Origin of the sequence: Bradyrhizobium sp. U87765 SZCCT0048, assembly GCF_018131225.1 — a bacterium.
In the GTDB taxonomy this organism is placed as follows: Bacteria; Pseudomonadota; Alphaproteobacteria; order Rhizobiales; family Xanthobacteraceae; genus Bradyrhizobium_A.
Map to the genome: position 1 here is coordinate 365,397 of NZ_JAFCMM010000001.1, position 23,619 is coordinate 389,015.

At 66.2% G+C, this 23,619-nt stretch carries 16 protein-coding genes; 4 read left to right on the plus strand and 12 right to left on the minus strand.

Annotated elements, in window-relative coordinates:
- The first annotated feature begins 63 nt into the window (after positions 1–63).
- Positions 64–2,280 carry an FG-GAP-like repeat-containing protein gene (locus JQ639_RS01540; RefSeq protein ID WP_211969788.1) on the plus strand — a complete coding sequence of 739 codons (2,217 nt, stop codon included), beginning with the start codon at positions 64–66 and terminating at the stop codon, positions 2,278–2,280.
- A gap of 54 nt (positions 2,281–2,334) precedes the next feature.
- On the opposite strand, the gene JQ639_RS01545 is transcribed toward JQ639_RS01540, so the two are convergent.
- The 3 genes from JQ639_RS01545 to JQ639_RS01555 form a co-directional block, all read right to left on the minus strand.
- On the minus strand, positions 2,335–2,988 hold the full coding sequence (locus JQ639_RS01545) for a DUF4384 domain-containing protein (RefSeq protein WP_211969787.1): 654 nt from the start codon (positions 2,986–2,988) through the stop codon (positions 2,335–2,337).
- On the minus strand, positions 2,988–4,721 hold the full coding sequence (locus tag JQ639_RS01550) for a caspase family protein (protein WP_211969786.1): 1,734 nt from the start codon (positions 4,719–4,721) through the stop codon (positions 2,988–2,990). The genes JQ639_RS01545 and JQ639_RS01550 overlap by 1 nt, the downstream gene beginning before the upstream one ends.
- Positions 4,722–4,834: 113 nt before the next feature.
- Positions 4,835–6,574: a hypothetical protein gene (locus JQ639_RS01555; protein WP_211969785.1), complete on the minus strand. Its 1,740-nt coding sequence runs from the start codon at positions 6,572–6,574 to the stop codon at positions 4,835–4,837.
- Positions 6,575–6,735: 161 nt separating this feature from the next.
- On the opposite strand from JQ639_RS01555, the gene JQ639_RS01560 reads away from it, so the two are divergent.
- Both JQ639_RS01560 and JQ639_RS01565 read left to right on the plus strand, forming a co-directional pair.
- Entirely contained in the window at positions 6,736–7,017 is a 282-nt protein-coding gene (locus JQ639_RS01560) for a hypothetical protein (protein ID WP_211969784.1), read from the plus strand.
- A gap of 48 nt (positions 7,018–7,065) precedes the next feature.
- Positions 7,066–8,076, plus strand: a complete 1,011-nt coding sequence (locus JQ639_RS01565) for a DUF4424 domain-containing protein (protein ID WP_211969783.1) — start codon at positions 7,066–7,068, stop codon at positions 8,074–8,076.
- A gap of 14 nt (positions 8,077–8,090) precedes the next feature.
- Here the strand turns inward: JQ639_RS01565 and JQ639_RS01570 are convergent, their stop codons facing one another.
- Genes JQ639_RS01570 through JQ639_RS01610 form a run of 9 tightly spaced genes read right to left on the minus strand, consistent with a single transcriptional unit; the run spans position 8,091 to position 21,831 of the window.
- Positions 8,091–9,941, minus strand: a complete 1,851-nt coding sequence (locus JQ639_RS01570; protein WP_211969782.1) for a serine/threonine-protein kinase — start codon at positions 9,939–9,941, stop codon at positions 8,091–8,093.
- On the minus strand, positions 9,938–10,720 hold the full coding sequence (locus JQ639_RS01575) for a PP2C family protein-serine/threonine phosphatase (protein WP_211969781.1): 783 nt from the start codon (positions 10,718–10,720) through the stop codon (positions 9,938–9,940). Before JQ639_RS01575 ends, JQ639_RS01570 begins: the two co-directional genes overlap by 4 nt.
- A 6-nt stretch (positions 10,721–10,726) precedes the next feature.
- Positions 10,727–11,428, minus strand: a complete 702-nt coding sequence (gene tagF / locus JQ639_RS01580; protein WP_211969780.1) for a type VI secretion system-associated protein TagF — start codon at positions 11,426–11,428, stop codon at positions 10,727–10,729.
- A complete protein-coding gene (gene tssM, locus JQ639_RS01585; protein WP_211969779.1) occupies positions 11,425–14,970 on the minus strand; it encodes a type VI secretion system membrane subunit TssM in 3,546 nt (1,181 codons plus the stop codon). The genes tagF and tssM overlap by 4 nt, the downstream gene beginning before the upstream one ends.
- A gap of 40 nt (positions 14,971–15,010) precedes the next feature.
- Positions 15,011–16,552, minus strand: a complete 1,542-nt coding sequence (gene tssL / locus JQ639_RS01590) for a type VI secretion system protein TssL, long form (RefSeq protein ID WP_211969778.1) — start codon at positions 16,550–16,552, stop codon at positions 15,011–15,013.
- On the minus strand, positions 16,549–17,886 hold the full coding sequence (gene tssK / locus JQ639_RS01595; protein ID WP_211969777.1) for a type VI secretion system baseplate subunit TssK: 1,338 nt from the start codon (positions 17,884–17,886) through the stop codon (positions 16,549–16,551). The genes tssL and tssK overlap by 4 nt, the downstream gene beginning before the upstream one ends.
- 57 nt (positions 17,887–17,943) lie before the next feature.
- Positions 17,944–19,353, minus strand: a complete 1,410-nt coding sequence (tagH, locus tag JQ639_RS01600; protein ID WP_211969776.1) for a type VI secretion system-associated FHA domain protein TagH — start codon at positions 19,351–19,353, stop codon at positions 17,944–17,946.
- 12 nt (positions 19,354–19,365) lie between these two features.
- Positions 19,366–19,929, minus strand: a complete 564-nt coding sequence (locus JQ639_RS01605; protein WP_211969775.1) for a DUF6931 family protein — start codon at positions 19,927–19,929, stop codon at positions 19,366–19,368.
- Between the two features lie 15 nt (positions 19,930–19,944).
- The gene (locus JQ639_RS01610) at positions 19,945–21,831 is read right to left on the minus strand and encodes a type VI secretion system Vgr family protein (RefSeq protein WP_211969774.1); all 1,887 of its coding nucleotides are present in this window, start codon (positions 21,829–21,831) and stop codon (positions 19,945–19,947) included.
- A 362-nt stretch (positions 21,832–22,193) separates the two neighbouring features.
- Here JQ639_RS01610 and JQ639_RS01615 point away from each other — a divergent pair, with 362 nt between their 5' ends.
- Positions 22,194–23,525 (plus strand): type VI secretion system protein TssA, encoded by a 1,332-nt coding sequence (locus JQ639_RS01615; RefSeq protein ID WP_211969773.1) that lies wholly within the window; start codon positions 22,194–22,196, stop codon positions 23,523–23,525.
- The last annotated feature ends 94 nt before the right edge of the window (positions 23,526–23,619 follow it).

Sequence of the window (23,619 nt, forward strand, 5' to 3'; positions counted from 1 at the left end):
CGACAAGTGCAATAGGCTAGGTTCACAACCTGAGGCGATCCGACACATCTTTGGTGGAACGACATGGCTGGTCTGTATCCTCTGAATATCATGCTCTTTAACGGCAAGATCATCTACAACGGACTGGATTCGTCGAACCGTCGCAGCCTCTGGGTGACCAACGGGACCGCCGCGGGGACTTACGAAATTGGCGGCCTCGGTGGTGTCGGCGTATCCGGCTCTTATACCTACGGCTTGGGGCCACTGAACCTGAGTGTCGTCGGCTCGTCGGCCTATTTCCTCGGCCAGGATACCAACGGCAACTACGGCCTCTGGGTCACGGATGGAACGACTGCCGGCACGACAGAGATCGGCGGCCTCGGCAATCACAGCGTTGTCGGCGCTCCGTCGAGCGGTGGCCTCTCCCCCTTCAATATTGCCCCATGGAACGGTAAATTTGCATTCAGCGGCTACGACAGCAGTGTCGCTCAGGGCTTGTGGATATCGGACGGCACTGCGGCGGGCACCATCGAAGTTGGGGGGATCGGCAATGCCGGCGTCACCAACGCTGCATCCAGCGGATTGAATCCCAGTGACATAACCTCGTTCAACGGCAAGTTCTTGTTCAATGGGTATGACACGGTTCCAGCACTACCTGGTGTGGGGATAAGAGGTAATCCCATCCCTAGCCGCGGCCTCTGGATCAGCGACGGAACCGCTGCAGGTACCATCGAAATTGGAGGTCGCGGGAACGCTGGTGTCGGCGTCTCGTGGGCTCTCGATCCCAGCGACATGACCGTTTTCAACGGTAAGGTCCTGTTTTCGTCGGGCATCCACTCGACGAACAGCCCTTCTCCCGCCAACGTCACGCTGTGGGTCACCGACGGCACGGCTGCCGGCACGACCGTGATCGGCGGCACGAACAACGCCGGAATTACTGGTGTGTACAGCGGCGGCCTCAATCCGTCGTACATGACCGTCCTCAACACAACGGTTCTTCTGAACGGCTATGATTCCAACGGCTATGATGGCCTCTGGACCACAGACGGCACAGCCACCGGCACCGTCGAGGTTGGAGGTCTCAAGAACGCCGGAATCGCAGGTGTTTCTTCCAGCAGCCTCAACCCCACCAACCTGGTCGCATTCAACGGCAAGGTGCTTTTCAATGGCACTGATGCCGCAGGTCACCGCGGATTGTGGGTCAGCGACGGCACGGCCGCGGGCACCTACGAGATAGGCGGCCTCTCGGATCAGGGCGTGCTCAACGCTTCACCCTATGGTCTCAACCCGTCTGGACTGACGGTATTCAATGGCCAGGTCGTGTTCAGCGGCGCCGAGACCAACGGCGTTTCCAGCCTGTGGATCACCGATGGCACCGCCGGTGGGACTCACAAGTGGATCCGGGGCGTCGGGAACGATTTTGTCGGCAACGGCATCAGTGACGTGTTTTGGCAGAACACCACCTCCAGCACGATCGGTGAGTGGTTGATGGATCCCAGCGGGAGCGGCCAGATCGCCACCGCACCAAGCCTCGGCAACGCGCCGGACTACAGCATCGTTGGCACCGGGGACTTCAACGGCGATGGCACCGCCGATGTCCTGACATTGAGCAACGGAACGCTCGGTGCATGGTTGATGACCAATGGGCAAATCTCCTCGGCGCCCAGCCTCACAACGGTCCCGTCGGACGTCAAAATCGTAGCGATCGGAAATTTCGCCGGCGGCGGTATCGACAGCATCTTCTGGCAGAACAGTTCAACCGGCCAGATCGGCGAATGGTTGATGAACCCCAACGGCAGCGGCCAGATCGCATCAGCGCCGGTGCTGGGCGTCCAACCGGCGAGTCTGCAGATTATTGGGGCCGGCGATTTCAACGGCGATGGCACCGATGATATTTTCTGGCGCCAGAGTGACGGTACAGTCGGAGAATGGCTGATGGGCGCCGGACAGATCAGCAGCGGCATCACGCTTGGCGGGACTCCGGCAGGATTGCAAATCCTCGGCTTCGGCGACTTCACCGGCAACGGTACCGACGATGTCGTATGGCGCAGTGGAAATACCGTCGGCGAATGGCTGATGCAGAATGGGCAGATCAGCCAATCGATCACGCTCGGCGACGTCGCCTCGACCTGGCAGTTTGTCGGCACCGGCAAGTTTACGGGAAGCGCAATCGATGGAATGCTATGGCGCGACAGTGCGTCCGGCGCCCTCAGCGAATGGCAGATGAGCGGTGCGCAGATATCACAAGCGGTTGGACTGGGCTCCGCCGCTTCAAACCTCAACTTGTTTACCCACAAGTAGCAACCAAAGCGCTGCTGGCTGGCGAGTCTGCGATCGATATTCTGCTCAACGCGCCTACTGGACGGAATACGCCTTGACGTCGAACGACCAACTGCTCGGCAGCAGCTTGCCACTGGCGCCATCGGGGACGCGCAGTTCGCTGGTCCAGGCGGCGAGATAGGTGACGGCGTCGGCCTCGCCACGCAGCTTGCGAGGCATGTCCGGCAGATCGAGGATCTGAACCCGCCGCTCGCTGAAGATCGCAACCACGGTCGCGGCGCCGCTCGGCGGCGTGACCACATATTCGAAGCCGCGCTCGCGCGCCGCTGCGGTCGGAATCTGCAGTTCCTCGCCCGGACGAACTGCGTTGATGTCTTTCTCGCCGGTCTGCGTCAGTAGTTCCGGTGTCGGGAAGATCTGCGTCATGTGCCCCTCGGCATCGACGTCGACCAGCACCACATAGCCAGCCTTGCGCGCGGTGACGCGGAACGACACCTTGCTGCCGACGCTGACGGCCTTGTCGGGGACCATTTTCAGCGACACGTTTGCGGCGTTCAGCGACGGCGCCGACTGCACGCGCCACAGCAAGGACGCCGGCTCGGACGGACGCAGCGACGACATCGCCAGCCCCGGCGTCGCAGCGACCAGGCCGGCGGCGGCGAGCGTATACGCACCACGCAGAAGCCGGAACGCCAGCGACCAGGACCTGACCGCCCCGACGGCAGCCATCACGGCACACTGAAGAAGCCGACCGAGCCGATGCGGGCATCGGCTGGCAGATAGCGTTCCAGGCTCTTGATCACGAGCCCCGGCGCGCGGCGGCGGTTGAGCTGGAGCAGGACCTTTTCGAGGTCGACCACGCGCTGCTGCGAGGTCACTGCGACGATCTGCTCGGCGCCGAATGGCTCGCGCACCCGCAACGGCAGCTTGAGGTTGGCGGACGTCGCCGGCGAGGCGTCGGAGCCGATCGGGTACAGCATCTGGATGGTGCCGTCGCCGGAGACGTTGAACAGCACCACCGCGCGCTGCGCGACATCCGACAGATCGATTTCGACGGTCTGGTCGTTGCGGTGCTGGCGGTCGTCGGGCGACACCCGCATCACCTGCGGCGACTGGGTCGCCATGCGCTTGAGCTCACGTATCGCGGCCGTGCGCTCGACCACGGTGGGCAGATCGGCGACATCGACACCGTAGGCAATGACATCGCCCCAGGCGATGACGTCGTGCGACACCGGGTCCCAGATGAGGTCGGGATTGTCGGTCGGCTGCACCGCGAGCACCGTGACGTCGCGCGCCTTGAGATCGGGAAAATAGCTCACCTTGCCATCGAGCGCCGCAAGGCGGATCGGCGCGGCGGTGCGCGGCGCCGCAGCAGTTGCCGCGGGCGCAGTCGCAGCGGACGCCGGCGGTCCTGGCTGGCGCAGGTCCGCAGACGGCTCCGTCGCCGGAGCCGCGGGCGCCTGCACCGGGCGTCCGCCCTGCATCAGCACCACGCCGCGCGTCAGGTCGAATGCGATATCGGTCTCCGGCGTCTGGTTCGGCGACGACATCGTGACGATGTTCTGGCGCTGGTCGGACAGCTGATAGACCACCTGGCGCACGTTGCTGAACAGCTCCTTCAGCGTCACCTTGCCATCGTGGTTGGCGTCCGCGCCGCCTTCCACCGCGCGGGCCACGGCGTAACTGAGCGCACCGCGCAGGCCATCGATGCCGGGAATCCGAACCTCCGGCGCCTTGGTGCTGCGGTCGACCGCGGCGAGGAATGCGGTGTGATCGAAGTCGAGCTCCGAGCGCGGATCACTCTTGTCGGAGACCGGCTTCAGTTCGTCGACCAGCAATGTATAGCGCGGCACCTGGCGAAAGCTCATCTCCGCAGCGCGGGGATCGATATCGCGCGCCATGCCGCCGCCGTGGCAGGTGTCGGCGACGAAGATCACTTTGGCGCCGCGCAATTCGAACTGGCGGATGAAGTGATTGAACTCGCTGCCGAGGATGCGCTGCAGCGAACCTGCGGGGGTGATCTCGAAACCGGGCAGCAGGAACACATTCTCCATGCCGTCGGGCTCGGATCCCTTGATCCGCTCCGGCTCCTGGGTGCCGTGGCCTGCGATCGACAGGAACACCAGGTCGTTGACGCGGGTGCGCTCGACCATGGCGCTGATCTCGCGGAGAATGCTGTTGCGATCGGCCTGGGCGTCGATCAACTGGACGACGTCGCGCACGCCCATCGTTCGGAGGCTGGAGGCCAGATCGTTGGCGTCCGCCACCGCGCCCTTCAACTTGCGCACATGCTGGTAGTCGTCGATGCCGATCACAAGGCCGCGCACCGCACCGCCGTCAGGACTGGTGATGGCGAGGCCTTCGGCCGCGCGCGCCCCTGGCGCCGCTATGAACGCCGCTGAGAGCATCGCCGCGAGGCACAGCCGGCTGGCGATCCGGTCAAGTCTCCCGAGCCTCAGCATGGCACATCCCTCGATGTCGCTCGCCACATCTGCGTCCCCGCCCGCGCGACGCGGACGGGCGGCCGCCAGAACCGGCATGCCTGTCCTTCTGTCTCACCGATGGCGATGGCGGTTCAGCGCCGCGGCGTCGCGGCCTTCTTGTCCCGCCCGGCCGGCGCATCGTCCTGATAGGCGTTGGCCGACACCGTCATCTGGTCGTCGGCAAAGGCGCGGAACCGGACCGGCGCATAGCCCCGCGCCAGCAGGCTCGCGAGCGGATAGACGTTGCGGCACACCCGCCCGTTGCAGCCCCCGGTCGACGCCTCCATCACCTCGGCCTTGCGATCAGGCGTGAAGCGCAGGAACAGCATGACATGGGAGCCGGCCTTGTTCAGTGCATCGCCCGGCTTGAGATCCCACGGGTTCTCGACCGGCTTGGCGATCGCCGGGATCGCTGCCGTGGTGTAGTGCACCGACAGCCCCCAGGTCGCGCTGACGAAGGCCGAACAATCGACGCCGGCGACGTCGGAACGCGGTTCGTTGCGGGTGCAGACATTGCCGGCCAGCGCGCCGCTCTCGATCCGCTGGCGGAAATTGGCCAGCGAACCATGACACCCCCAGCAATACGGCACGCCGCGCACCTCCTGATTGACCTTGCCTTGCAGGTACCAGGGCCGGCGGATGCGGTTGAAGCCGCTGCAGGTGGTGTCGGGGTCGCTGCCGTAGTTGGCCGTGGTCAGTTTCCACTGCACGCCTTCGAAGGCAAACGCCGTCTCGATCGCCTGCTGGCGGTTCGATGGCCGTACCGCCGCGATACCGCTGAAGCGGTTGCTGTCAGGCAACGTCCCCGCCCCGGCCTTGCTGGCGGCGACCTTGGGCAGGCTGAGGTCGATGACCGAGGCGTCCTTGAGCGGCCGGAACCCGACGCCCACGACGTCGACGCCGTCCGACTTGGTGCGCAGGAAATAGACGTCGCCATCGCCCGAGATGGTGACGAAGCGGCGTGTCAGGGGGGTATTCTCCAGCGGCAGTTCGTAGACGCCTTCAAGACCTCCGTTCGACGCATAGCGCGCGACGAAGGTCGAGGCGTCCTTGCCGGACGGCGGGATGTTCTCCGCCAGCACATAGAAGCGGTCGCTGTTGTCGATCTCCAGGAACTCGACCGTGCCGAGCTGATTGCGCACCCGCAGCGAAAGCTGGGCGATGGTCTCGTTGGTGGTCATGGTCTGGATCTCGACCCGGACGGCTGTCACGCCCTTGTCGGGAATGATGTCGGCGATTACCGATCCCTTGCCGCGGGAGGCGATATACTGACGGTCCGGCTGACGGGTCTTCTTGACGATGGCGTCGCGCGTGTTCTGGTTGATGAGGTCCGTCGCGCTGCTGGGCGGCTGCGAACCCATCTGGGCGAACGCCGAGGCCGCGATGGGATCGCCGAGATCCCGCGTGCTGACCTCCTCCAGACGAATGATGTCGCCGCCGAGACCACGGGTCGATTGGTCGGGCGCAGCCTTGAGCGTGCGAACCGAGCCGTCCCACACCATGATGTCGTTGTTGCGCACCACGAGGTCGGTCGGCTGGACGTTATCCGGCATCTTCAGGACGTTGGGCTCGGTGGCCGGCTGTTTGGGATCGAACTGCAGGATGCGGCCGTTGACCTGATCGAGCATGAACAGGTTCCCCTGACCGTCAGCGGTCAGGGCCTGGGGCCCGTTGAGCTCCACGTCCTCGCTGGCCTGCACGATCCCGACCGCGGTGGACGATGCCCCGCTGGCGAAGGCCCGCACCACGGCGTCGTCGGCCTGCGCGCTGCCCGCCACAAGGCCGGCCCAGCCGGCAAGAAACATCCAGATCCAATCAGCCTGTCGGAACATCGGCCTCCTCGAACTCTCCGAACCGTTGGCGGCCCCCGATCGACTAACCGTTGACGGCCCCGACGGTGCACCTGAGTGAGTGGCGAGCAGCCTCCAATACGTTCAATCCAATCACCGTCTGGTGATGGTCCGAGCCCCTTTCAGCTTTGCGGCGCAACACGATGAGCAAAAACCGATTTGAACAGGTCAGCGAAGTCCAGCCCGACGCCATCACGCTGGTGCTGAAACGCGACGGCAGCGGCGTCACCGGATCGGTCGTGTTCCCGGCCGCCGCCAGCGGCGGCCGGCTGAGCGCCGACCAGGTCAGCGACAGCCTGCCGGCCCAGGACGCCTACCGCAGCGCGATCCGCCTCGCCAACGACATGAAGGTCGCCATCGTGGTGTGCGACCCCGACGGCGTCTGGAAGCCTGAGTGGGGCGACCTCTACCACCCCGTCGACTGACATGCAGCCGGCCTCGCTTCGGCTCCGGCATGGACTGGAGGATCCGTCATGACCAGCAGGTTCGCCCGGTGTGGCATCGCCGTCGTGGCATTGCAGCTCACTCTCGGCTCAGCCGTGCAGGCCAATGACTCCGCCGCCGAACTCTCGATCGGCGGACTGCAGTTCGTGCGCTCCGCGGACGTTGCCATGGAAAGCGAGGATCTGCGCATCGCCCTCGACCGCGTCAACGTCCGCTACAAGTTCGTCAACACCACCAGCAAGCCGGTGACCTTGACCGTGGCGTTTCCGCTGCCCGACATCGATCTGTCGGACGCGGACGGCATCGCCCTGCCCTCGGCCGATCCCGTCAACTTCGTCGACTTCGAGACCAGGGTCGATGGTGCCCTGGCGCCGCTGACCGTCGACCAGCGCGCCATGATCGGCGACAAGGACGTGAGTGCGGTGCTGCGTCAGCTCAAGCTGCCGCTGTTGCCGCTCGGCAGCAACGAAATCCGCGTCGCCGATCTGCCCGAGGCGACACGCAGCAAACTGGTCGATGAGGGGCTTCTGATGCCGGCCGGCACCAGCGACAACGGCCGCCAGCAATATGCGCCGGGCTGGGTGACCCGGACCTCGGCGGTGCGCCAGCAGGTGTTTCCGCCCGGGCGGCCGGTACAGGTCGAGCACCAGTACCGCCCCAGCGTCGGCACCAGCGGCGACACCATCCTGCGCTGGATCCTGCGCCACAGTCCGTCCCTCGCCTCCGAAGTCGACCGCTACCGCCGCGACTACTGCGTCACCGATGCGTTTCTCGCCGAGCTCGACCGGCGGGCCGGCAACGGCCAGACCAACACCGCCATGCTCGGCGAGCGCCGCGTGTCCTATGTGCTGAAGACCGGCGCCAACTGGGCCGGCCCGATCAAGACCTTCCACCTCACCGTCGATCCCGGCGGCGCCGACCGCCTGGTCAGCTTCTGTCCAGGCAAGCTCAAGCCAACCGCCGGCCATCCGCTGGACTACACGGCCAGCGACTTCAAGCCGGATGCGGACCTCAAGATTCTGGTCATCGGAAAATTCTGAGCGGCGGCATTCACTCAGTTCTTCAGCATGACATAGCGTGCAGTTGCGCTGAGGGTGAGATTGGCACGCTGGGCTTCGCTCGCCGCCTGCAGGAAGAACGTGTCGGCGGCGGTCGCCCGCGGTTGCCGCAGCGAATCCAGCACCCGGGGGGCGGCCACCGCTAACACCAGTTGCGGCCCGCTGCCGCGCGGCATCGGCAGCGCAAACGACAGCGAGTCCGTACCGGGCTTGAGCAGATAGGACATGTTTTGCACCTCGCCACGATCGGTGACGAGCAGCAGCTCAACCACGCGGTTGGCGAAGTTCTCGATGGTGCCGCTCAGCGTCTCTCCCGCCTTGACCTCGGTCGTAGCGAGACTGACACGCGGCGCCCGTGCCGGGTTGATGCCGACCTCCCTGAGAAAGCGGATCGCCGGACATTGCGCGGACGTGACCTGGCGCACGCCCATGGACGCATCAAAGCCCTGCTCCCGCCTGAACGCCTTGCCGAAGCTCTCGAACGGTGCATTCGCCGCTCCGAACCCCTCGATCACCGCGGCGCTCTGGCTGAGCGCGACCGGCATGACGAAGAAGCAGTCGCCGCCGTCGTACTGTTCGACATAGCGGCGGATGCGGTCGACGCGCCCGGGACCGTCGGCCGTCCCGGGCAGCGATGTCACAGGCGGAGGCACCGCCGGCAGCTTCACCGGCTCGGGCTGCGTCGGGGGGGCCTTCGCGACATCCAGCTTCTTCAAGTCGTTGCGACCGGCATCTGGTCGCACAGTCTCGACCTGTCCGGGCGTCTTGGCGTTGCCGAGCACCGGTGGCGGCGGCAGGTTGGCGACCGTCGGCGACGACCAGACGAGACTGTAGAACGCATAGCCGCCGCCGAACAGCAGCAGCGCCGCGGCGATAGCGCCGCCGAGCCACAGCCCGCGCCGGCTCGCAGGCACGGGCGCGGCCGCCATATTCTCCGCACGGGCCATCGCGCTGTCAGAGCGCGCCAGTGGATCGAAGCTGCGCAACAGCGTCGTCGGCGCAGTCTCGCCCCTCCAGGCCGCGATATCGGCCATGGTCGGGCGCGCGGCCGGATCGGGTTGCAGCATGCGCTCCAGCAGCGGCCGGATCCGCATGTCGACGGCGCCGAGGTCCGGCACGCGCCGCCGCTTCTCCACCAGTTGGAACTGGCTGCCGCCCATGTTCAGCTTCTGGCCGGTCAAGGCGTGAAACAGCACGAGACCGAGACTGTAAACATCGGACTTCGCCGTGACGTCGTTGCCGAACAGCCCGACCTGCTCCGGCGACACGTAATTGTCCTTGCCGGCAAATCCGGTCCCGATGATCGTCTTGTCGCCGACCTGGGTCGAGCGCGCGATCCCGAAGTCGATGATCTTTGCGCGTGTCACGTCGCCCAGCGGCGCGATGATGTTGTCCGGTGAGACGTCGCGATGGATGATGCCGCGGTCATGTGCGGCCTGCAGTCCGGAGGCGACACGCTGCATCAGCTTGACCAGCGCCTCGAAGGTCAGCGGACCGTCCTCCAGCATGTCCGACAGCGAACGACCATCGACATATTCCATCGCCAGATACGGCCGCTGCAGCTCCGGCTCGATGGTGAACAGAAAATAGCGGACGATCGCGTCATGCGGGAGATTGTGCAGCGCGGACGCTTCGCGCCGGAACAGGCCCAGCGCCGCTTCGTTGTCGACCATGTCCGGCAGCAGCATCTTCACCGCGACCGGGGCACCGGTCTGGATCTCGCGGCACTTGTAGACCTCGCCCATGCCGCCGGCGCCGATCATGGCGTCGATCTCGTAGATGCCGTTGAGACGCGTCCCGGGCGGCACACCGCGATAGGAGGACCGAAATGGCTCGTTCGGGGTCATGACTGCTGCTCCCCGTCGAGTGGCGAGCGGGTCGGCTCCGACGATCGCCGCGGTTGCGGCTGCAGGCGGACCACGATCACCGTGATGTTGTCGAGGCCGCCACGGTCGAGCGCCAGCGCCAGCAATGCTTCGCACGCCGCCTGGGCATGGCATGCGACGACCTGTTCCAGGATCTCCGCGTCCTGGACGTGGCGCGTCAGGCCATCGCTGCACACCACGAAGGCGTCGCCGGGCGAGGCCGGTCCCGTCACCACTTCGAACTCCGGATCGGCCCCCACGCCGACCGCACGGGTGATGATGTTGCTCGGCCAGTCCTTGACCTCCTCGCGGGACAATGTCCCGCCGGCCACCAGGTCCTCGGCCTCCGTGTGGTCGCGCGACACCTGACGGATGGTGCCGCTCTTGACGAGGTACACCCGGCTGTCGCCCGCCCACAGACAGGCATAATAGTCGTCGCGCACCAGCAGCACGGCCGCCGTGGTGCCGATGGTCGCGCCATGACGGGTCTTGCTGAGCGCCAGGATGTCTTGATTGGCGCCGAACAGCCGCTCCTCGCACTGCGCCAGCAGATCCGCGGCGGAAGCCGGCGCGCCGATGCTATCGAGCGCACGCACGACGGCCTGGCTCGCCAGATCGCCGGCTTCGTGACCGCCCATGCCATCGGCAACCGCCCACAGGCCGATATCGCTGCGCACAAGGCAGGAATCCTCGTTGCGGGTCCGAACCCGTCCAACGTGGGTGACGCTGCCGACATCGACCATGGGCGCGACGTGCTCCATCGCCTCTTATCCTTGCTCGGCAGGCCCCCGGCCGAGATCGCCGGTCAGCAGTGTGGAATAGCGGAACGGATCAGGCAGGCCGCGGCAGCTCAACGCCAGCGGCGGAAAGTTGCCGCCTCCTCCGGTCCACCAGAAGCTCGCCGCGGCATAGACCTCCGGCGAGGCCATGGTCAGCGTCGCGAAGGCGGCTGCGAACGACTCCTGCGCGGCGATCGTCCCCGTCATGACTTCGCCAAGCCGCACGATGGCGCCGCCCGCGGTCTCGCGGGCCTGGGCGCGCGGCACGGCGAGACCGTCGAGCGCGGCGGCGACCTGCTCGAAGCCGGCATCGCGGTCGAGGGTGCCAAGCAGGAAGGCTTCGCCTTGCGCGAACCAGCCGTCCAGCGGATCCACCTGTGGCGGCGGCAGCGGTGCGCCGTCGTCCGCGACCGCATGCAGCGTCAGCGGATAGTAGCGTCCGACGCCATCGAGCGAAGGCATCAGCGCGCCGACGACCGTCGTGCCGCAGATCGCGCCGCCGAGCCAGAACCGCCACACCGGCGCGGTCAGGAACGCCTGCTGCCAGCGCTCGCCGAGCTGATGGCGGCTCGCCGACAGCGAGGCCTGCAGCCAGGGCTCCCACACCTCGAGAAACGCGCGTGGCGTCGCCACCGCGATGAAATCGCGTTTGGCGCCGAGCTTGCCGAACAGGCCACATCGCATGGTCATATCCCGGTCGGGCAGCGGAATTCGCGCAGCACCGTGAGGTTGAGAGGATTGCGCACCGAGCCGGTCGAGATCTGGTAGCTGAGCTCACGCCCGGCGACGATGAAAGTCGCATTCGCTGTCTCGGCCTTGGCTGACAGCGAGCCGGCCTCCAGCATGCGGAACAGCGACCACGGCCCGATCCGCTCCAGCACCGATGGCTGCCCGGTCTCGTTGCTGACCGAGATCGCGGTCCGTGGCGACGCACCAGGCCACTGCACGGTCACCGGCGGATTGCTCTGCGGCGGCGGTGGTGGCGGCGGTGGGGTTGGCGCGCCGAACATCGATGGCGCCGCCGGTGCCGGCGTCACCGGGCTGTTGATGGTGGTGCCGCCGATCTCGGTCTTGATCGCCACGCCCGGCCCGGCCGCACCCGGCGGCCGCACCGCCAGCGAGACCATCGGCACGCCGCCGCCACTCTGGAAAAAGGCGTCGCGGATATACGCGGCGTTCTGGAACTGCTTGAGCGTGTCCGGCGAGAACGAGCGGCTGACCGGGCTCTCCTTGCGCCAGTTCCAGTCGGAGCGCGATGTATCGGCATAGGGTGCGAGATACTGGGTGAAGAACTTGTCCATGACGCCGTTCGGGCTGAACAGCTTGGCGAAATCGGCAAGCGGCACCTCCTGGTTGCTGCCACGCACGAACGGATATCGGTTGGTCACCGTCTGCTGGCACACCGGCGTGACCTGGTCGCGCAGCGACTGCAGGATCTGCCCGGCGGTCGATGCGGCGATGTTGCCTTCGAATTCCGCGGCGGCGCCGCGCATCATGTCGGAGAACGGCGGCGGCAGGCGCGAGGCGGTGTTGCGTAGCGCTGCGACATCGTTCTGCAAGGTCGAGGTCGCCTGCGCCGCAAGCTGCGGGCTCTCCAGCATCAGGGTCAGGTTCTGCGCCACGTCGTTGAGAATGGCCACGGTCGAGTCGATCGGCCGGCGGGTGGCGTCACCCTCGAGCACCGCGTGATACGGCTTGAACTGCTCCTCGATCCGCGCGCCCGGCGAACCATCCTGGGCATTGGTGAACAGCACCGGAGCCGGAGCTGTCGGCGGCGCGGATGGCGTTGCATTGGCCGGCCTGGCGCGTTCCTTGGTGAGCTGGGTCTCGTCCCGGATCGATTCCAGCAGTTGCCGCATCGGCGACGTCGGCGCGGACAGCGCCCGCAAGGCTTCGTATTTCGGCTTGTCGGCAAGCAGCTTCTTCAGCCTGAGATCGCCGAGCACCGCGCGCCAGGCCGCCACGAAGTCGGTGCTGTAGGCCGCGAGCAGGTCATTGGCGAGATTGTCGTACTGCTGGTCGATGGCTGCCTGCTGGCCGGCGTCACCGAGCACCCAGCGCTCCTTCTTCATGCGCTCCGCAAGGCCGGGCAGCCGGGCGATGAACTTCTGATGAAAACCATTGTAGGTAAAGAATTCCGGCACCCGCAGCGTATCCAGCGGCTTGCCCGATGCGGTCTCGAACACCGCGGCGACATCCGGCCCGCCCCGCCGCGCGGCGATCCAGTCGCCCGCCGTCGAGCTGCGCGCTTCCGACTTCAGGAACTCGTAGGCCCGCTGCGCCACGCTGAGGCGAGCCAGCGCGTTCTGCGCTTCCTTGATCAGCCGGCCGTCGAGTTCGACCAGCGGCGGCTGCTCGCTCTCCAGATCGAACATCGCGGTCAGGTTCTCATCGAGCAGCCTGCGCCCCTCGGCATTGGTGGCGCCGGGATAGAGATTGTCGGCCCAGTCGCGCTGCATCCAGGAGCGGATCAGTTCACGGTCCGGCGGCTGCAGGCCACCCACCATGAGATAGACCTTGAGCGCCTCGTAGACGAAAGCCGGCTCGGCCAACCGCGCGTTGAGCTGTTCTTCCAGGCGGTACAGCAGGCGCGGCCGGAACAGCCGCTCCAGTGCGGTGTGATAGGCCGCGTTCGACGCCGACAGCAACCGATCGTGCTGACTAAGGCCCCAGCGCGCCGAGAGCGGCACGGCGGCGTCGCGCGCGCCGTAGCCGGCGGGCGCATTGCGCAGGCGATAGAGCAGCGGCAGCACCTTGTCGAGGTCGCGATCGGCGATCAGCGTCTGCTTGATCAGCGGTCCGCCTGCGGCGGCATAGTCGCTGTCGGTCTGCAGGCTCTGCTCGATCAGGTCGGAATTGCGCTTGTAGCTGGTCAGCCAGACCGCAATCAGGCCGATTGCCACCACGCCGATCAGCGACAACGCTGCGGTCTTGAGGATCAGCGCCCGCCGCACCGCCGCGCGATCGGTCGACACCCAGTCGGCCTCGCCGATGATCACCTTGGAGATCAGATCGGTGAGGAAATAGCTCTTGCCGGTGCCGGAATAGGCGCCGGCATTGACCTCCTCGGCGCCGAAGGTGCGCGCCAGCGAGCCGATGAGCTGGTCGATCGGCGTGCCCTGCTGTGTGCCGGACGTGAAATAGAAGCCGCGCAGGTTGGCGTTGACGTGATAGCGGGTCGGCTCGAAGATCTGGTTGAGGAAATCGTGGATCTGCGGCTTGAGCCGCGCCATCTGCGCCGGGAAACCGAACAGCTGCACGCGGTATTGCGGTGTCGGCTCGTCCTGCAGGCGATCGAGGGTGTCCTCGCTCAGGCGCTCCAGCAGGCGATCGAACTCGACGGGCACCTGCCCCACGAGGTTCTTGGCTTTGTCGGCGGTCTGGAAGGTGGCGCCCCACACCTGCCGCCGTCCGGCCTCGTTGAGATAGCTGAAATACTCGGAGAACCCGGCGACGAGATCGGCCTTGGTGAACAGCGCATAGACCGGAAAACTGACCTTGAGGCGCTGGTGCAGCTCCAGCAGGCGCATGCGGATGGCATCCGCATGCGCGGCAAGCTCGGCCTTCGGCAACGTGATGACATCCTCGAGGCTGATGGCGACGATGACGCCGTTGATCGGCTGGCGCGAGCGGTTCTTCTTGAGGATGTCGAGAAACGAGAACCAGCTCTGCTTGTCTGCCTTGGCGTCCGAATCCTGGGTGGTGTAGCGCCCGGCAGTGTCGATCAGCACTGCCTCCTCGGTGAACCACCAGTCGCAATAGCGCGTGCCGCCGACACCGGCGATCGCTGCCGGCGTCGCACCGCGCGCCAGCGGGAACTTGAGCCCGGAATTGACCAGGGCCGTGGTCTTGCCCGCCCCCGGCGGACCGATGATGACATACCACGGCAGGTCGTAAAGATAGCCCGCCTTGTTGCCGCTCGCGGTCTTCAGGGTCGCGAGCGCGTCCTTCATCCGCTCCTTGAGCACCGGCTCGTCGCTCACCGGCTGGTCGGCGGCACTGATGCCTTCGGCGATCTGCGCGGCGCTCTTGCGCCGCCTGAGCAGGCTGAAGCCGCCGAAACTCGCGACGCCTGCCACCAGCAGCACGATCGCGATTTCGCGAATGATATGGTTTTCGAGCGGCCGCCACTCGCCGAAAGCAATAAACGGCCCGGCGAAGTAGATCACGGAGGCGAGCGAGCCGAGGCCGACGCCGTAGAGGATGATCCGGATGATGTCCTTGCGAAGCATCTGCACTACCTGTAACAAACCGTTCGGCGGAGCTGCCGCCCTACTCGCTGCGTTCGATGAAGATCTCGACCCGCCGGTTCCTGGCGCGCCCGTCGGGCGTGGCGTTGCTGGCGATCGGGGCGTCTGGACCCTTGCCTTCGATGTCGACCCGCGCCGGATCGGTCAGCCCCGGCTTCAGGGCTACCGCCACGGCCTTGGCGCGCTCCACCGACAGTTCGAAATTCGACGGGAAGCGGACATTGCGGATCGGCGAACTGTCCGTGTGACCGACGATACGGATATGCCCCGGCTCCTTGTCGAGGGTCGCGGCGACGCGGAGCGCGATCGGCTTGAAGCCATCGAGAATGGTGGCCTGCCCCGGCTGGAACAGCGCGAGGTCGCAGACGCGGATGACAATGAAGCTCGCGGTCTGGTCCGCCGTCATGGCGCACGCCGTCTTCTCCAGGGCCAGCGCGTTGCGGATGCGCTGCAACTGGGTGATGCGGTCCGGCGGCGGCGGGGGTGGCGGCGGAGGCGGCGGTGCGATCACCCGCCGCTTGAGTTCGATCGCATCGGCCGGATGCAGGCCGAGCGCGACTTCGGCCGCATTTTCCGCACGGCTGGCGAGCAGCGTGCGCAGCGTGAAATAGCCGCCGGTCAGCAGCGCCGCTGTTACCGCGGCGACCATCCACACCGGCACGCGGATGCGCTGACGTCGGTTGGCGAGCGCCTGGCCGCGCCAGTGCGGGGACAGATCGCTCGCCACCTTGGGCCGGACGCGGCGCAGCGTCTCGTAGAGGTTGCGCTGGATCAGCGGCAGGCTGGCGAGGCCGTTCGGCGACGTCCGGTGCATGCCCTGGAATCCCAGCGCGAGACAGGCGTGCTGCAGCTCCAGCACCGGATAGTTGGTCAGCGGATCGGCCTTGAGGTGATCGAGGATTTCGAAAAACCGCACGCCGCCGATGCGCTCGCCGAAGAAACGGCTGAGCATCGAGTACTGCGCCCAGACATGGCGGTCTTCCGTCGGGATGTGCTGGACGATGTCGTCGGCAGTGGCGCAGAGGATGTATTTGGCGGTGTTGGCCTGATGTTCTGAGATGCCAGCCGAACGGATATCGGTCTCGAAGAACTTGATGGCGTCGGCGACCTGCTCCATCAGGCTCGCGAACGAGGCCCTCATCAGCGCGACCCGCAGCCGCCCCAGCAGTTGCAGCAGCGGTCCGGCCGCGCGCATCACCGGATTGGCGTTCGGCGCCACGAGATCGTCGACCCGCAGCGGCGGCCCCGGCGGCAGCGCCGGCTGTTGTGCCCGCGCCTGTGCCGGTGTGGAGATCCAGTCCTCGGGGGGCGGACTGGTGGGAGCTGCGGCATATCCGGCGCCCTGCGGCGGCGGTGCGTAGGACTGCGTCGCGGGCGCTGCCGGCGTCGGCACGGGAGCATGGGCCGGGCGGGCGGCTGGCTGGGATGCCGATGGCTCGGCCGCGGGCGGCGGCGGATAAGGCGATGGCGCCGGCCCCTGCGGCAGCCGTCCGCCCGGGTTGGGGCGGATGATGGTCCGTTCCCCACGCCCGAACGGATTGACCGGTTTGTCCTTGTCGCTCATGGCCGATCTTCCAGGATAGCCCAGAGGTGCAGCTCGAGCTCCGGCCAGTCACCGGAGAAATGCATCCCGATCGACGCCGCGCTGCTGAACTCGGGCCACAGCGGCGACTTGCGGTCGAGATAGAAATAGACGTGGTCGGTGATGGCGCGGATGTGCGGCGGAGGCGTCGGCAGGTGCACCAGCGTCAGCCCCGGCAGGTTGGCATGCACGATCTCGTTCATCTTGGTGTTCGGCCCGACCTTGAACAGGTGCGGGAAATCGTTCTGGATCTCGACCAGCGGTCGCCGCGCCGCGACCTCCAGGACCAGCGTCGCATTGCGGAACAGCGAGCGATCGCGGATCGGCGACACAAACGCGTTCTGCGCCCGCTCGATGATCTCCAGGCGAATGGCGCGACGCCCGAGCCGAGCGCTGAGGAAATCCTGGATGTCGCGCACCAGCGGCGTGAACACGTTCTCCAGGTCGTCGTGATCGTAGGCCGGGTAGTTGCGGGCGCGCCGCTCGGCGGTGGCGAAGGTCGCGAGCTCGCCGGCGAGCCGCAGCAGTTCCTCGTACAGCCGTTCGGGATGGACACTGCCCGAACGCTGGAAATGGGTCAGCACCGGGATCTCGCGATTGAGAAGCTGCAGCACGAGGTAATCGACGCTCTGCAGGCCGCCGCCCGACGATGGGTCGACCGCATAGCGCGACAGCTCGTCGAGCTTGGTCTCGATCCAGCCGATGATGCGGTTGAGCCAGCCGTCGATCACCGGATGGCCGGCGCAGACCAGCATCGGCGGCACGAACTTGTCGTCGAACAGCACGCTCTTGTCGCGCACCTCGAGAATGCGCGCGATACCGAGCCCCATGTAGCCCGGCTTCGCCGTCTTGCGCAGCTCGAAGGACAACCTGGGATAGGCGATGTCGATCTCTTCCTCGATGCGCAGCGCCGAGGTGGAATCGATGAAGGTCTCCGCGGCACGAACGTAGCGGCTGGCGCTGTCGGCGCTGCTCTCGTCGACCTCGCGGGTGTTCGGCGCCGCCACCGGCATCATCAGCCACACGATCTGGCCGGCCGCCGTGTCGGGAATGTCGATCGCCTCGGGGATCGGACCGTCAGCCGGCATGTCGAACGGCGTGCCGTCGGGCATGACGCCGGCCGCGCGGCGCACGGCGAACTTGCTCTGCTGGGTCAGGTCGTGGTCGATCTCGAGCTCGGCAAAGCCCCAGGGATAGGGCGTCACATGACGGACGCGCTTCTCGAGCAGGTGCTCGACATAGCGGTCGTTCTGCTGCAGGTGATGCGGCCGCAGAAACAGACCTTCAGACCAGAAGACCTTGCTGTACCAGGACATTCGACATCCACTTCGACAACGGCATGGCGGCGGCCGCACGCGCGGCGCCGGAGACGGTTATTTCGCACCGCCCTTGTCCGGGCGGTCGTAGTAATCGGCAAAGTGCAGCATGAAGGCGTCGATCGGCGCGTTGCTGTCGCGGCCGAGATGGGATTTCCAGCGCAGCACGAAGGCGTCCCACAGCTTGCCCTTGTTGGCGCCGAACCAGGACGAGCCTCCGCCGCCATTGTCACCGGATACGTCACGCTCGATCGTGGCCGGATCGATCCCCTCGATCAGCCGGGCGACCGCATGCTGCATGGCCATGTAGGTCTTGAGCTGGTGCGATTTGAGATCGGCAAAACCCTGCTGGAACGCATTCTGCGCATCGAGATAGCTGCGGGTCGGCGGCCCAAACAGGATGCGCAGGGCATCCTCGGGCGTCGGCGAGAATTTCAGCGGGTTGTTCTCGATCGCCTGGATGGTGGTCTGGCTGGTGCTGCGCGTCATCTGCTTGGCCTGATGACGGGCCTGCAGCAGCGCCATCAGGTTCTCCACGGTGATGCGCAGGATGACGCCGAGCTGTGCGGCGAGCTCCGCCTCGCTCTTGCCGGCGAACAGGCTTTCCGGCACCCCGGCCGCCTGCGCCAGCAGGCGCGCGAATGCCGCGGCGTCGCCGCCCCGCTCGGCTGGCGCGGACAACGGTGACGCTGGCGCCGGCGGTGGTCGCGACGCATCGACGACCGGCGGAGCAAGCGGCGCAGCCGGAGGAGGCTCGACGGGCTGTGGCGGCGGAGCGTTGACCGCACGGTGATCGTCCCAGGCCGGCGCGGTCTCGTCGTTCCACACCGGCCGGCGCGGCGATGGCACCGCCGGCGGCGGCTCGGCGGGCATCGGTGCCGCGCGTGCGCCGCGGGCCCACCCCATGTTGTCGTCGCCCTTGTCATATGTCGGCGCCCGCCGCGCGTGGCGGTCGACCTCGGGCTCGGGAACGCTCGCGGCCCAGTCGAGAAACTCCGGATTGACCGGGCGCGCGGCCTCCTTTGGCGTGCGCAGCTGCTGCGGATCGATCGGCGGCGGTGGCTCGCGGTCGTTGATCCAGAGGTCGCCATATTCGGCGGCGGGCGGCGCGGCGGCCTCACGCGCCTCCAGGCCACCGGCCGGGTCGTCGCCATCGAGTTCCACACCAATGATGTAATGGCCGATCACCAGACGGTCGCCACCGCGCAGCCGGTGCGGCCCGCGCATGCGCTGATCCGCGCCGTTGATGAACGTGCCGTTGGTGGAGACGTCGTGCAGCCAGTAGCCGCCATCGCGGTAGTGGATCTCGCAGTGCTTGCCCGAAATCAACCGCGCCTGGTCCGGCAACGTCCAGTCGAGATGACGGTCACGGCCGATGTCCACCGAACGCTTGCCGGTGACCGTAAACGACACGGGCCCGCCATCCGGCAAGGTCGGCTCGTTTTCGATATGAAAGCGGAGCACCATCGGGCTGCCTCGCTAGCGCAGCGCACGCAGCTCGCCGCGCCCAAGTTGAATACCATCCTCCAGGCAAATCGTCATGATGCGGTCCCTCACATCGCGTCCCAGCCGACACAATCCAATCAGGAGCGCGGCCCGGACCGCCCTCGCCGTCTGCTCCGGCCGCGCCTCGACCGGATCGAATTCCGCCGGCATCACGCTGCCGCCCGACCACCCTGCCGCCAGCGCCAGCCAGGTGGCCGGCGCTTCGTGGTCGTTGACGTTGCCGATCGCCAGCGCCTTGCTGCGCGTGCGTTCGTCCGGCTCGGCGACCCAGGCTTCGGCATAGGCGATGGCGCGGTCGTCCGCCGGCTCAAAGCGCTCCATCATGCGCCGCACCGAACGGCAGCCCCAGACGACTGCGACCCGCCGCGGCAACAGGTAAGCGCAGAACGACACCGCAGCGCGCCACTCGCGGGCCTCGCTCCGCTGCCGCAGGAAATCCAGTGACGGCACTCCGGGATCGGCAGGGCCGACGTCGGCCCTTGCCGTCGGATAAGCTTCGAACAGATCCTGTACGGTGCTGAAGCGAACCTGGATCATTGGGGGCCCCAGCCGCTATGCCGGTAACGGGATCGGCACGTGCGTCATGACCGGCACGCCCACATTCACCGGCGTCCCCGTCAACATCATCGGTCCCGTCGCGGTGGCGGTAATGATCGGAGAGTCGATGATGATGGCGGCCGGGGTCAGCGTAATCGAGCTGGCGCCGACCTGCAGCGAGATCATGACATTCGCGGTCAGGCTGATGGTCATCCCCGCTTGGACCGATTGATCCATCGCCAGCGTGACGTGCTGGCCGCCCAGTTCGATGTCGAGCTTGTCATTGCCGCTCTTGAGCGTGGTCTGCCGGGAGTCGCCGGCGACGAAGGCCTCACCGATGGTGCGCGTCTCGACGTTGCGAACGACCACATCGAGGTCCCGCTCGGCATGAACGCCGATCTGCTCGGAGCCCTTCTTGTCCTCGAAATTCCACTCGTTGTAACCGCCGCCGCCCTTGGTGGAGTCGGACTTGAGGCCGGCAATGGTCTTCTTCGACGGCAGGTCGTAAGGCAGCTTGTACTCGTCGTTGTAGACGGTGCCGATAACCAGCGGACGATCGGGATCGCCTTCGAGGAACTCGACCACCACCTCCTGCCCGACCCGCGGGATGATCTGCCCGCCCCAGCGCTTGCCGGACCACACCTGTGCCACCCGAAGCTTGCAGGAGCGCATCTTCTTGCGGTCCCAGAAGAAGCGCACATAGATCTCGCCGAGTTGCTCGACGTCGATCTCCTCGCTTGAATTGTCGTCCTTGGTGACCACCTTGGCGGTCTGGATGCCGTGGATCCGCGGCTTGGGGGTCAGGATCGGGGCGCGGAACGGACGGTCGCTCGGCAGGAATTCGTAGGCGCCGAAATAGACATGGCGCCCGGCCTCGTTGCGCCCGCCTGACCGGTAGGCCTCGAGCTCGAACGAGTGGGTCGCGCGGACCACCAGGTACTCGACGTTCTGGGCGTCCTTGCTGTGCTTCTCGAGCTTCGTCAGGCCGCCTGGAAACAGGTTGACGGCATCGCCGTTGCCATGACGGCGGCGGTCGAGCGCCTGCTCGGACTGCAACTGGACCTTGGCATAGCGCTCGCCGTCCGACTTCTCCTTGTACTTGCCGGGATAGTCGTAGAACTCCATCTCCGCGCGCGTGTAGTGCTCCGAGCCCTTGGCATCGCTGGTCATCTGGGCGTTCGGCTTCTGATAGTTGTAGTCGTTCAGCTCCACCTTGCCGGTGCGGAAGCGCCGTTCGGACACCCACTCGTAGATATGCTGCTCATTGCGCCGGTCGGCGCCGGCGAGCGGGATGTAGGGGATGGAGGCGAGACCGTCGATCGGGGTGTGGGACGACCTGGAATCCGCGAGCACCAGGGTGTGCTTGCCGCCCTCGTGCTTGAAGAAATAATAGATGCCGTGCTGCTCCATCAGCCGGCAGACGAAGTTCATGTCAGTCTCGCGATACTGCACGCAGTACTCGAGCGTGGGGCACGACCCCTCCTCGGTCAGTTTGGACTCGTAATCCGTGAAGCCGCGTTCGTTGAACACCTCCTTGATGATGTCCGGCGCCTTCTTGTCCTGGAAGATGCGGCAATCGGTGGTGCGTGACAGCAGCCACAGCCACGGCCGCAGCACGATGCGATAACGAAAGTAGTCGTCCCTGACACCGAGCCACTGCGCCTCGACAAGGATGCCGCTGAACTCCCGGACCTTGTCATGCAGCTTGATCTTGAGGGTACATTGCTGGCCGATCGCCTTGTCGAAATCGAGATCGGCCTCCTCGCTGAGACATTCGATGCGGTATTCGAACAACTCGCTGAGGCCCTCGGAACCATCGAGGCGGATGAACACCAGCACGTCCTTGCCGAGAGGCGTCGTCAACTCGCAGAGACGGGTGTCCTGGGTAAGTGCCTGGCCCATGTGAGGGTCGAACTCCCATAGCGTCGCCGGCGTACGGCCGGGCGTGCCGTCATGCAGATTGCGCAGAGATCCCGAACGATGCGCCGGCCAACGTCCATGAATGGCCCGAAGCCGGCAGTCGCCGCCCGGCCGGCTCTTGATGCACCCGTACGCGCGCCCCAAAACCCGTCCCGGCCACTTGTTAAGTCGACCTCAAGGGCTTGCCGGTTCACGCGGAAATGTCGGGAACCCGGAATAATTGGTGAACCTGAACGGCCGGGCTGCTGACCTACAGTCGTTCGGACCTCGAACTCGCCAGCGCGCCGCGGAGCAACCCCGGCAGCTGTGCGCCAAACGCGGGTCCTGTGGCGGGACATCTGGCAATGCTCGACGTCGCTTCCCTGACACAACCGCTGTCCGAGAACGATCCTTGCGGGCCGGATCTCGACGTCTCCGGCGATCCGCAATACCTCAACTTTTTCGCAGGTGCGGAATCGCTGTTGCCGATGTCTTATTTCGACGTCGTCAACGCCAATGGCGAGCGGACGCGCTTCGACCCCAAATCGGTCGACTTCGCCGCCCAGTTCGCCGCGGCCAAACCGCTGCTGGCGCGCACCCGCGATCTCCGCCTGCTGGTCCTGCTGGCCAAATTCTCGATCCTCAACCGCGACCTCATCGGCTTTTCCAACTGCCTGAAAGCCATCGCGTTTTTGCTGCAGGCGCAGTGGGACGCAGTCCATCCACGCAGCGAGGATGGCGACTACGCCTTCCGCGCGGTGACGATCGAGGCAATCGACGTGTTCCCGACCGTCATCAACCCCCTCCAGTTCCTTCCACTGATCGAAAACCGCCGCCATGGCGTGCTGAACTATCGCGCCTACCAGATTGCCAAGGGCGAAATCCAGGCGGGCAGCGACACCGACAGCCCGGACATCGGGACCATCGAGCGCATCGTCGCTGAGACGGACCTCGATACCCTCAAGGATATCAGCGCCCGTTTCACCGAACTTGCCGCAACCCTCGCCGGGATCAAGAGTGCATGGCACGGCCGTCTCAATGGCGGCCAGCCGCTCAGCCTGGAAAAGCTCTCCGGCGTGGTCAACGGGATCACTAACTGGCTGGGGGGCCTGGTCGCTGCACGCGACCCCGGCCTCGCGGTTCCCGCCGCGGCTGCGGATGCCGACACCGCGGCCGGTGATGCCACCGCCTTCCCCGTGACGGCCGGCGTCGTGGCATCGACGGCCGCGGCCGCCGCCGCGCTCGCCGCCGCCGGCGGCTATTTCGCCCGTGCCGAGCCGTCCAATCCGGCGCTGCTGCTGGTGCGCCAGGCCGAGGAGATGGTCGGCAAGTCGTTCATCGAGGTAATGCGCATCCTCGTGCCGTCCTTTGTCGAGAGCGCCGCAATCAACATCGGGCGCGACAAGGTGTTCGACCTGCCGATTGAGCGGATGGCGTCGCTTGTCACCGAGAGCGACGCCGCGCCCCCGCCGGAAAGCGGAGCCGAAGCCCAAAACGCCGCGTTTTTGGTCGAAAACCGTGCGCAGGCGCTCGCGCTGCTCGGCCAGGTGGCGACGTTCTTCCGCACCGCAGAGCCATCGAGCCCGATCCCGTTTTTGATCGATCGTGCGCGCGACCTCGCGCAGCGCGATTTCCTCAGCCTGCTCCACGACGTGTTGCCCGAAGGCGCGCTCAAGACGATCGACCGGTCGAATTGAACCCGCCTCCGGGTCGGACTGACTAACGAGGACAAACGCAAACAGCCTGGCCGGCCGCGGCCTCCAGAACCTCAAGAACCTTCACCTTCAATGC